This window comes from Paraflavitalea pollutisoli, assembly GCF_029360705.1.
Taxonomy (GTDB): Bacteria; Bacteroidota; Bacteroidia; order Chitinophagales; family Chitinophagaceae; genus Paraflavitalea; species Paraflavitalea pollutisoli.
The window spans coordinates 1,424,449-1,436,500 of sequence record NZ_JARKMX010000008.1 but is presented as its reverse complement, the minus strand read 5'-3'; the positions used below and the strand labels follow the sequence as shown (position 1 = coordinate 1,436,500).

General features: G+C 50.0%; 7 protein-coding genes. 1 reads left to right on the top strand and 6 read right to left on the bottom strand.

Annotation, left to right across the window (positions count from 1 at the left end):
- Window positions 1-20: 20 nt before the first annotated feature.
- The 6 genes from mqnE to dnaE form a co-directional block, all read right to left on the bottom strand.
- Window positions 21-1,190, bottom strand: a complete 1,170-nt coding sequence (mqnE, locus tag P2W70_RS19455) for an aminofutalosine synthase MqnE (RefSeq protein ID WP_276483180.1) — start codon at window positions 1,188-1,190, stop codon at window positions 21-23.
- An 86-nt stretch (window positions 1,191-1,276) separates the two neighbouring features.
- On the bottom strand, window positions 1,277-2,926 hold the full coding sequence (locus P2W70_RS19450) for a NupC/NupG family nucleoside CNT transporter (RefSeq protein ID WP_276483179.1): 1,650 nt from the start codon (window positions 2,924-2,926) through the stop codon (window positions 1,277-1,279).
- Between the two features lie 124 nt (window positions 2,927-3,050).
- Window positions 3,051-4,826: a carboxypeptidase-like regulatory domain-containing protein gene (locus tag P2W70_RS19445; protein WP_276483178.1), complete on the bottom strand. Its 1,776-nt coding sequence runs from the start codon at window positions 4,824-4,826 to the stop codon at window positions 3,051-3,053.
- A gap of 201 nt (window positions 4,827-5,027) precedes the next feature.
- Window positions 5,028-6,824 (bottom strand): carboxypeptidase-like regulatory domain-containing protein, encoded by a 1,797-nt coding sequence (locus tag P2W70_RS19440; RefSeq protein ID WP_276483177.1) that lies wholly within the window; start codon window positions 6,822-6,824, stop codon window positions 5,028-5,030.
- 137 nt (window positions 6,825-6,961) lie between these two features.
- Window positions 6,962-7,279: a thioredoxin gene (gene trxA / locus P2W70_RS19435; protein WP_276483176.1), complete on the bottom strand. Its 318-nt coding sequence runs from the start codon at window positions 7,277-7,279 to the stop codon at window positions 6,962-6,964.
- A gap of 154 nt (window positions 7,280-7,433) precedes the next feature.
- Window positions 7,434-11,075, bottom strand: a complete 3,642-nt coding sequence (gene dnaE, locus P2W70_RS19430) for a DNA polymerase III subunit alpha (protein ID WP_276483175.1) — start codon at window positions 11,073-11,075, stop codon at window positions 7,434-7,436.
- A gap of 207 nt (window positions 11,076-11,282) precedes the next feature.
- Between dnaE and P2W70_RS19425 the strand changes: the two genes are divergently transcribed.
- Window positions 11,283-11,966, top strand: a complete 684-nt coding sequence (locus P2W70_RS19425) for a C40 family peptidase (protein ID WP_276483174.1) — start codon at window positions 11,283-11,285, stop codon at window positions 11,964-11,966.
- Window positions 11,967-12,052 lie beyond the last annotated feature (86 nt).

Sequence of the window (12,052 nt, the reverse complement as noted above, 5' to 3'; positions counted from 1 at the left end):
CACCCAGGTATTGAAAATGATTAGTTCAGCAAGGGGTTCACTTCAATTTCTTTGATGTCGATATCGGAATAGTCCCTCAACTCATTGTACAAAGTATCCCGCTCTATAGGTTGACGTTTTACCTGCTTGATCAGGGTTACCAGTTGCGCTGTGCTCAAGGCTGGATTTTGTTCTTCCGAGCCAGCCATGGAATAGATCTTCGTGCTGTCATCGATGGTGCCGTCGATATCGTTTACACCAAAAGATAAGGTCAATTGCGCGCTTTGACGCCCCAGCATAGGCCAGTAGGCTTTCAGGTGTGCAAAGTTGTCCATGTACAGACGTGCAATGGCATACATGCGCATGTCTTCAATGATGCTGGCTTCATCCACATCACTCATGTCGTTTTGTTTGTTGCGGAACTTGAGCGGGATAAACGTGTTGAAGCCACCAGTTTTATCCTGCAGCTGCCGCAGGCGCTCCATATGATCGATGCGGTGCCAGTATTTTTCGATATGGCCATACAGCATGGTGGCATTCGTGTGCATACCCAGGTTGTGGGATGCTTCATGAATACGCAGCCAGCCTTCGGCATCTACCTTGTCGTCACAAATTTGTTCGCGGATCTCCGGGTGGAAGATCTCGGCGCCGCCACCAGGCAGGGAGTCCAGACCGGCTTCATGCAGGTAGGCCATGCCTTCTTCAGCCGTTTTCTTGGCTTTGCGGAACATATAATCCAGCTCCACCGGGGTAAATCCCTTGATGTGAAGCTCCGGACGATGGGCTTTGATCTTGCGCAGCAGGTCGGCGAAGAATTCCAGCGTCAACTTGGGGTGCACGCCACCAACGATATGTACTTCGGTAACGGGCTTGCCGTCATATCCCTTCACGATGTTGAGCATCTGGTCGGTGGTCAGTTCCCAACCTTCTTCGCGATGGGCGTAAAGACGGGAATACGAGCAGAATTTACAGGTAAACACACACACATTGGTGGGCTCGATATGGAAGTTGCGGTTGAAATACGTCTTGTTGCCGTGCAGGCGCTCGCGCACAAAATTGGCCAGGGCACCTACGAAGGGGGCGTCGGCCTTTTCAAACAATAGAATACCGTCTTCGGGAGTGAGTCGTTTCTTGTTGATGACTTTGTTGGCGATGGCCCGGAGGTCCGCATTGGGTTCGGCGGAAATGATCTGCTGAATAGACATGCTCATGATTTGCAAAGTTACACTACGGCCCTAACAATCATCAGGATAATCTTGTTCGCCAGGCATTAATTATCGCTAAAAAGCGGCGTATTCTATGCCAACGCCCCGGCCACACAGCCACACATCAGACAGGCAATCGTGCCGCCGATCAGGGCTTTTACACCCAGCTCCGTGAGGTTGCGGCGCTGACCTGGAGCTAATTGACTGATCCCCCCAATCTGGATGCCGATAGACGCGAAATTGGCAAATCCGCACAAGGCATACGTGGCGATCAGCAGCGACTTGGGGTCCTGGATCACGTTATGAGCCTTCATTTCTCCCAGCGAGATATAGGCTACAAACTCATTCAGGATCGTTTTTAAACCCAGCAACTGACCTACGGCGACCATGTCCGTTTGGGATACGCCGATCAACCAGGCTACGGGCGAAAAAGCGTAGCCCAGGATCATTTCCAGCGATAATTCTTTATAACGTCCGCCGGTAGAGCTGGCTATCTGTTCATTCAGGTGGGTGACATCACCTATCCAACCCATCAGGCCATTCACCACCCACATCATGGCGGTGAAAACGATCAGCATGGCGCCTACATTCACGGCCAGTTTCAAACCATCGGTGGTTCCCAATGACAGGGCATCGAGGAAATTGTCGCCCAGCTTTTCCTTCGGTACCGTCAGGTCTTTAGACACCATATGCTCATCGGTTTGCGGAAACAGGATCTTGGAGCAAACGATCGCCGCCGGAGCACTCATGATCGACTGGCTCAGCATGTGCAGGGCAAAATAATGCTGCTGATCGATATCGGTGCCTCCTAGCATACCCACATACGCGGCCAGCACACTGCCGGCTGTATTGGCCATACCCCCGATCATGATACAAAGGATCTCCGACCGCGTCATCTTCTCCAGGTACGGACGGATCATCAGCGGCGCTTCTGTTTGTCCCAGGAATATATTGGCGGCGGTAGACAAACTTTCTGCACCCGAGATCTTTAATTTATTGAGTACATAAGCAAAAACATACACGATCACCTGCAATACGCCCAGGTAGTAGAGGATAGAGGAAAGGGCGGCAAAAAAGATGATATTGGGCAATACCTGGATCGCGAATACATAGGCCCAGGATTGACTCGGATCAGCCAGTTTACCAAACATAAATTCGGTACCCTGGTGACTGATATTGATCAGCGCCACAAAGACATTGGAGATGGACTGTAAAATGATCTTGAATATCTGCGGATCGCAGACACTACTGTACACGGCGCCGGTCAGGAACACACAAGACAGCAGGATGTTCCACTTCATGAGTTCGCCATGCCGCTTACCCATCCGGAACATAAGGCCCAGCAACAACAAACAACTCAGGAAGATCGATAGGTTGGCCCATTTGTCAAACAGCCGGGGGGCCAGGATCAGGCCTATGACCATCACTACCTGCCACACCAATGCACTGAATAAGCTACCGCTATCGTACGTGATCTCATTGCCGGGCACTTTGAGGCGAACCCGGTTGAACTTATTATAGATCGTATACGCCAATATAGCACCGAATGCCAGCCAGAATACCGGTTGCCCGCCAACGGTGGTATGCAGTACACCCATCGCAAACATCACCTGGGCAAAGACACCCATGCCTACCAATTTCCAGTTGATGGCCCGGCGGTTGTTGCTAAGCAGGTAACATACCAATAACAGGAAGAACATGCCTAGGGCGCCGCGTGAAATATTGACCAGGACGGGATTCATGCCGGAAATTTGGTGAATAAAAGATTGAGCAATTTAATAATAAATCACAATCCGGGTTGAACCAATCGGAAATCGACAACCTGATGGGGAAAAACGGGCGCATTTTGTGGATGCGAACCGATAGTTATAGGGTTTTGACAACTTTTACCCTGAAATTTACATTGACCGGCACCGGCACATTCGTAGCACTGTCTACCAGTGTGCCCGAAAACGCTCCGGCAATGAATTCGCCCGGCTTCGTGCCAAACTCGCTCATGGTCGCCGTAATCTCACCACTCCGTATATAGGTCTTGTCATCTTTGTAAATATAAACGTCCCGCACGCGGTTGGTGGCACCCGCATACCGCTCGCCATTCATCAGGAACGAAATGGGCGCAATGGTCGTATCACGGCCCTTATAAGCCCCGATGAGTGTACTGGTGCTGATGGTGATGGCCACCAGGCTATCTGTAGGATACACCACGCGGTGATCGATGCCGTTTAGCCGATAGTCGATGAACTCGGTCAAGGCCGTGCCGCAGGCCAGTAGTTTGCCGAGGTTAAGCGTATTGCCGGTAACGGTTGCGCTTCCCTTCGAACCCGTTTCTTTGCCGGCGAGATCGGTGGCCTGGTAGCTGACCGTTGTAGTCGCTCCACTGCAACGGGTGATCGTCGTAGAGAAGTTGCCATTCGTGATGGGGAGGTTGTAATAAAGACCTTCCAGCTCTACCATCACAAATCCATTGGTAACGGGGCTCAGGTTGCAGGTAACAGCTTTTCCACTGATGGTTACCTGGTGCTGGGCCGATTGAATGACGATGTCATCCAGGGTAACGTCACCCGCAAAGGGCCCGACTACATTTTCAGATTGCAGGTTGCGGCATTTGTCGAATACCTTGATCTGCAGTTTACGGTTGGCAGGCAAATTACCCTTCACCTCACCCATTGCGTTGGTGATGCCGCTGCCGGTCGTATTGCTACCTCCCGACGATGCATCGGCGGTAACGACGACCTCCATGCCGGCCATGGCCTGTGCCTGTTGATCTTTTACCCTCACCGTAAAATTGACGATCGGAAAGGGGGCGTCGCAATTCCAGAAAGAGAAATGTGATACAGTACCTACATATTCGTTGCCGGCGCGGGTAGCTGCGCCTTCTTCCTTCCACAAGCCCGATTGCTCATCGAAACTCCACAAAGGAATAGTAGCCGGCGCCTGACTACGCAACGATTCGGGAATGGGGAAGTGGATGGTGGCCTTTTTGCCGGGAGCCAGTTGCAGCTTCTCACCGCCGGTGCCATTGAGTTCGACAGCCATCATGCCGAATGATTGCAAGCCGGTTTGTTCGTTATTCGCGGTAATGCCGCGCAAGGCACCAGGCATGATGTCTGCAAAATTGGTGGCAGAAGGATCGATAAAAAAAGCATTTACATTGACATTACCGGTATATGGTTTGTTGCCAGTGGGGTCTACCACACTATTGCCTTCAAATTGGATGGTGCCCCCATTGTCGGGTACACTAATGTTGCCACCCGTAGTGCCACTGATACTACCGGCCACTGTTTTTTTAATCAGTTGGATCGTTACTACACTACTGCCACCGGCCTCGGTCAACAACGTCTTGGTGCCTGGAAAATAGCCGTCTTTCAATACTTTGACAAACGCAGCATGCTTGTCGACGTAAACATTGTTGAGTGTGAAGTTGCCATTGCCGTCGGTGGTAACCGTTGCAGACCCTGTCACCACTTCTGCGTTGGCTACAGGTTGCTTATTTTCATCGGTAACACGGCCGGTAACACTTGCTTTGACAAACTCGATGGGGCGTCCCGGGCCTTTGCCGGAACTCCCGGATTTGGTGCAGGCATACAAAGCAGCCAGCAGGATCAAACACAGACCTGCGAGGCGGAGGTAGGGGTGTTTCATGACTATCGGATCTTGGGTTTATGCAAAGTTGATCGGCGACAAGAGTACGCAAAAAGGCGTTGAGATACAAGCGTTTGGAGCAGGGAAATCCGCCATTTGCCTTTACCATGGTTAGCTGGCTGGTACATATTTTCAAAACTTCCGGTGTATACGATAAACGGCCCCTCGTGGGCCGTTTGTCGTATCGTAAAAGATAACTTACTATTGTTTATACTTAAGTCGGAAAGATCCCGTCAAAGCACCCATTGCTTTATTCGAGATGCTGTCTTTTACCTTTCCGGTAAAATTACCTTCCACATACCCACCTTTCACGGCATTATAGGCGGTGAGCGTCAGGGCGGTTGGTCCATCCTGCACAAAATAGTACTTGGAATTGGTATAGTCGTTCAGGGCAAAATAACTAAAACTGCGGTTGCCCGGTTGCTGTGCGCCTGCAAAAGCCATAAAGGCCGTGGGACGACGAACTCCCTCGTTGCTGGAGGAGGTAGTTATTTGCGTTATAAATGTTTCCTGGTTGGAGCCCGCTGAAATACCTGGTTTGTCTTCTGGTTGCTTAAACAGATAATTTGTCTCAGCAGCCGTGATGATCAGGTATTCATCGGGCATGTCTTTACAGGTCTGGAGCGCAATGCCTTCTTCCGACTGATCCGTAATTGTTTTTGTCACCGATGGAGAGCTTTGCTTTTTATCGAGGTCAAAGGCCGCGATCGTCGCGGTGGCTGATGTTGCATGGCAACGAAGAAGGCTGATACTGAACTTTCCATCCTTTACCTGCGCCTTATAGTTGAGGTTGTCCAATGAAATGTCCACAACACCATTGGTGATCGTAGTGGCGTTGCAGCCGGTTACAGTTCCGGAAAAGGTCACCGTTGGCATATTGACCCCTATATTGATAGTGCCCAGATCGGTGTTGGCATTAATGGGGCCGATGGGTTGACTATGCACGGTATTGCCGCATTTGTCGATCAACTTCAGTATCAGTGAACGATTGGCCGGTATCATTCCCCTGGCTTCACCCGATGTATTCGTATAACCACTGCCGGAGATATTGGCATCGCCCCCGGTGAAACTGATCACGACAAGCGTATTGATCAGTGGTTGTTGCTGACTATTTTTAAAGATGGCTGAAAACTCTACGATGGGAAAAGGAGCATCGCAATTCCAGTAAGAGAAGTGACTTACTTGTCCTACGTATTCACTACCCAATTTGGTGGCGAATCCTTCTTCCTGCCAAAGTCCCGTCGAATCATTGAGGAACCATAAGGGAATGGTAGCCGGTGCTTCGCCTTGCAGGCCAGCGGGAATGGGGAAGCGCAAAGTGGCTTTCTTACCACCAGCCAATTGTAATTTTTCGCCATTGGTGCCCGACAACTCCACGGCCAACATACCAAACGACTGCAATCCCATCACATTGTTATTGGCATCGATACCACGCAGGGTACCAGGCAGCACCTGCTGAAAGTCTGGTGCGGTGGGATCGATGAAAGCGGCGTGAACGGTGACGGTGCCTGAATAGCCGGCTTTGTTCACGGGATTCATCAGGGTATTGGCTTCAAAAGCAATAGAGCCACCGGCATGGGAAATGGTGATGGTGCCACCCATCGATCCGCTGAAAGTACCAGCCGATTTCCTGGGAATGAGCTGAACCGATACATCATGCTGTTTGCCATCTGTAACGGTAATGGTGCGAAGACCTTCAAAGAACCCTTCTTTTTGCACTTCGATGAGCGTGGCGGTTCGATCTACCTGGATATTGGAGAAGGAAAAGTTACCATTTACGTCTGTAGTCGCCTGGTTCAGACCGACTTTAACCACGGCGCCCGCTACAGGAAGCCGCTTGTCGTCCGTGATCCGTCCGGTGACGCCCGCTCGTACGGTTTCTATAATATGGCCTTTACCTGGCGCTGGAGCGGCTGGCGTGTCTGTTTTCTGGCAAGCCAGGTATATGAATGAGGCAAGCACAACGGCCGCAAAGGGTAAGAGAGGGAGCTTTTTCATACGATTCGGAATATTGGATAGGAATATAACGTCGCATGACGCCCGAAAAGTATGTGCCGGCCGGGTACATATAGGCACAATAAAAAAGCGGCCCGATTAAGGAACCGCTTTTTCAGTTATATAGGTGACGGCTACACTTAGATGTGCTGCTCGATCTTCTTTACGAAGTTGGCTTTCGGTTGTGCACCTACCAGCTTGTCAACCACCTTACCACCTTTGATGAAAAGGATGGCCGGGATAGACGTGATGCCGTAGTTCACGGAAATCTGTGGATTGTGGTCAACATTCACTTTACCAACATTTACCTTTTCAGCGTACTCTTTGGAGAGGTCTTCAATTACCGGCCCGATTGCGCGACAGGGTCCACACCATTCAGCCCAAAAGTCTACCACTGTCAGTTTATCGGAAGCGATCACTTTCTCCTGGAAGTTCGCGTCGGTGAATTCTAAAGCCATAAATCAAAATTTAGATGTAAAGTTAATTGTTTTATTGTTTATTGGTAAGCCTGGAGCGGGTTTCCCGTTGCGGGACTCATTCCTGAACTCACTACTAAGAATCGACAAATTTATATCCAATTCACAATTCCTGACCGCATGGCGTTTTCCACATTTACACAGTGACAACCTGTACATCTACTTCCGGTTTATCCTGTAACCAGGCCGACATTTCGTCATTCATTTCAAATCCTGTCTCCAAACTGTACATGCTGATCTTATAATGCTTCTTCGATTCCTTGATATTGAACTTGATACCAGCCTTGCCAGGATGCGTTTTAACATTCTTTTCAAGGAAGTTGACCATATCCTGGTTGATGTAGCGGGCCTCGATATCTAATATAACCTGTTTGGTCATGTTTTGTTTGATATTGTCCAGCAGTACGATCTTGTCGACCTTGAACTCAAACTCGATCTTGTTGAAGCGAGGTTTGAAAAAACCGGTTATGAATAGGTTTTTACCTTTTTCCATGTAGTTGGAGAAACGCATATAATCATCACTCCACAACATGAACTCACTTTTGCCGGTATAATCTTCCACAACAAACGATGCAAATTGACGGCCAGTCTTTGTAACACGGTGTTGTGCATCGGTCACCAGCCCCGCCAGGCGGAAGCTGCGACCCGGATTGGATTGCGTCGAAATAGAATCTTTGAATTCGTTAAAGTCGACAATGGTCGTAAACCCATAATGCTTCATCTCGAAACGGAAGTGATCCAATGGGTGTCCGCTCATGAACATCCCCGTCACTTCTTTCTCACGATCCAGTTTTTCCGTCAACGTCCAGTGCTCACAGGGCAATATTTTGGGCAACGCGATATCCATATCCGATGATTGGCTGCCAAACAGGGTGTTGGTAGACATCGTGTTCTGCGCCTGGTAAATATTACCATATTTGATGATCTTTTCCAGTCCGGAAGCCGTCTCCCCCTGTGGAATGGTAAAGTACTGCGCCCGGTGAAATTCCTTGAAACAGTCGAAGGCACCGGCATAGACGAGGCATTCCAGGGTCTTTTTATTGACAGCGCGCTGGTTGATGCGCCGGATCATATCATAAATATTGGGGAAAGGTCCACTGGATTCCCGCTCGGCGATGATGGCTTCTACAGCAGCTTCACCAACCCCTTTCAATCCACCCAAACCTACGCGGATATCCCCCTGTTTATTCACGGAGAAGCTTTTGCGCGACTCGTTGATATCCGGACCTAATACGTTCTTACCCATTCGTTTGCACTCCTCCATGAAGAATGTGATCTTTTCAATGGCACCGGCGTTGTTCAATACCGCTGCCATGTATTCGGAAGGGTAGTGGGCTTTCAGGTAGGCAGTCTGGTACGCTACGAAGGCATAACAGGTAGAGTGCGATTTGTTGAAGGCGTATTGGGCAAAGGCCTCCCAGTCGGTCCAGATCTTCTCCAGTTTGTCTTCTGGATGGCCCTTGGCGGCCCCGCCTTTTACAAACTGAGCCTTCATTTTATCCAGTACCGCTTTCTGCTTTTTACCCATCGCTTTACGCAAAACGTCCGCATCACCCTTACTGAAGCCGGCCAGCTTTTGGGCCAGCAACATCACCTGTTCCTGGTAAACGGTAATACCGTAGGTGTCCGCCAGGTATTCCTCCATTTCGGGAAGGTCATAGGTAATGGGCTCACGACCGTGTTTACGATCGATGAAGTTGGGGATATAGGCCAGCGGACCGGGGCGATACAAGGCGTTCATCGCAATCAGATCCGCAAACTGGTCAGGCTTCAGGTCGCGCAGGTACTTTTGCATACCCGGACTTTCAAACTGGAACGTACCGATGGTATCAGCCCGTTGGTAGATCTCATAGGTCTTGAGATCGTCCAGTGGTACATCGTCGATGCTGATCTCCACACCGTGGTTCTGCTTGATCATGTCCAGCGCGTTCTTGATGATGGTCAGGGTCTTCAGACCCAGGAAGTCCATCTTGATAACACCGGCATCTTCGATAATGCTACCCTCAAACTGGGTCACCCACAAAGGTGAGTCTTTCGCAATCGAAACCGGGATCAGCTCGGTCAGGTCTTTCGGGGCAATGATGATACCGGCCGCGTGGATACCGGTATTACGTACCGAACCCTCGAGACGTTCGGCTTCATGCAACACCGAGCCATTAAGGGTATCGCTTTTATAGATCTCCCGGATCCTGCGTACGCTTTCCAGCTCGTCAGGTCCCAGGCCTTCTTTCTCTTCCAGTGATTTTTCGCCTTCCTTGGTCGTGATAGGCGCTTTCAATACACGGCCCAACTCAATACCCGGTTTATCGGGCACCAGCTTGGCCAGCGCATTCGATTCCGCCAATGGCAGATCGAGCGCACGCGCCACGTCTTTGATACTCATTTTGGCAGCCATGGTGCCGTAGGTGATGATCTGCGCTACCTGGGCTTTACCATATTTATCCACCACATAATCGATCACCCGTTGACGGCCTTCATCGTCGAAGTCCGTATCGATATCCGGCATCGACTTACGGTCGGGGTTCAGGAACCTTTCGAACAGCAGGTTGTATTTGATGGGGTCGATATTCGTAATGCCGACACAATAGGCCACCGCACTACCCGCCGCCGATCCACGACCAGGACCGATGAATACACCCAGGTCACGACCCGCTTTGATAAAGTCACTCACGATCAAAAAGTAACCGGCAAAACCCATCGTTCTGATGGTAAACAATTCGAAGTCCAATCGCTCCTGTATCTCAGGCGTGATATCGCGGTAACGCTGGCGTGCACCTTCGTAGGTGAGGTGATGCAGGAAGTTCCACTGGTTCAGGTTGCTGTCTTCCGTAGTCTGGAATTCCTTGGGCAACGGAAACGCCGGCAGTAAAATGTCCTTCTTCAAGTTCAGCACCTCCACCCGGTCAACGATCATATTGGTATTGTCGATCGATTCAGGAATGTCGGCGAAGAGTTTCTTCATTTCATCCTGGGTCTTGAAATAGAACTGATCGTTGGGAAACTTAAAACGACGCTCTTTGACGTTGAGGTCATCGTTCACAATGTCATCATACCCCGGTGTACTCTTCTTTTCGCCGGTGTTGATACACAAAAGGATGTCGTGGGCATTGTAGTCGTCCTGGTCCGTATAGTGACTGTCATTGGTGGCAATGATGGGCACATTGAACTTCTTCGAGAACTTCAGCAGCACTTCGTTGATCAGGATCTGCTCCTTGATATCGTGACGCTGTACTTCAATAAAGTAATCTTCACCAAACAGGTCCAGCCACCACTTGAATTCTTTCTCCGCCGCTTCCTCGCCATCGTGTAAAATGGTCTGCGGTACATAAGCACCAATACAGCAGGTGGTGGCAATAAGGCCTTCGTGGTATTGTTCGATCAGTTTTTTATCGACGCGGGGATACTTACTGTACATTCCTTCGATATAACCGAGGGAAGTCAGTTTGATCAGGTTTTGATAGCCGACTTTATTTTTTGCCAGCAGTACCTGGTGGTAGCGTTCATCTTTTACTTCTTTGGAGAAGGTCTTTCTGTGGCGGTCTTCCACCACGTAAAACTCGCATCCGACGATCGGCTTTACTTTCAGCGAGCCGTCGTCATTTTTGTTCTTATGGGCCTCGGCCACGAACTCGAAAGCCCCAAACATATTACCGTGGTCGGTAATGGCAATGGCGGGCTGGCCGTCCTTGATGGCTTTCTTGTACAATGACTGGATCGAAGCTGCTCCGTCGAGCAGGGAAAACTGGGTATGGACGTGAAGATGCGAGAATTTACACATTGCGGGTCAGCGTTTTCTGGATTCCTGGTAAGTAATAACAAAAGGCAAGACACAAAGTTCCTTAACAATTACTAAACACCGGGCAATAATTTCCCACATTGTGAGTTGTGTGTAAGGCTGACACACATGAAGTTATAATGCAATGTGGCAGTTAATTGGCAATGTATTTGTTATCTTTGCCCCGTTTTAGGATGAAACAGGTGACCCATGTATAAAATGTTAAAATTGAGTTGGTTCATGTTGCCGGTGGCCCTGGCGGCTACCAGCTGCAGCACCCAGCGCAAATCGACCGCGTCAACCCCGTCGGCTGCCAGTAACAAGAAAGCATCCGGATCACCCCGGTTCATCGACAATATATCGATCAAACCAGCCGATAGCTCCCGCCGGTACGGATTCGCCCATGCCAATGCCGATCGGTACGCCCCCGGACCTTCGGTGCACACGGCCACCCTGATCGAGAACAGTGATCCCCTCCAATTCAAATATTCCATCTTGTTGGGCACGCCGGTAGAAGACCTGACCAATGGTAAAATGATCAGTTTCATTGAAGATTGGTACGGTACCCGCTATAAATACGGCGGCAGCGATAAAAACGGGATCGATTGCTCCTCCTTCTCCCAAACTTTTATCAGCACCCTGTATGGGCTTTCCCTGCCGCGCACCTCTGCCCAGCAATTTCAGAACAGTCGTCGGTTGAAAAAGGGCGAGTTGCAGGAAGGTGACCTGGTATTTTTTAAGACCCGGGGTCGTAAAGCGGGGGTTTCCCATGTAGGCGTTTACCTGCGCAACAATAAATTTGTCCATGCCTCCACCTCTGGCGGCGTCATGATCAACGACCTCGATGACACCTATTACGCCGCCCACTACGCGGGCGCTGGTCGTATCCTGTAAGGTAAATAAGCTTTCGTCGGCTGAAAAAGCCTGCTGGCCTGCTTTCGCACCAATATTTGTCAATCTCCCAAAGGATCAATAAATTT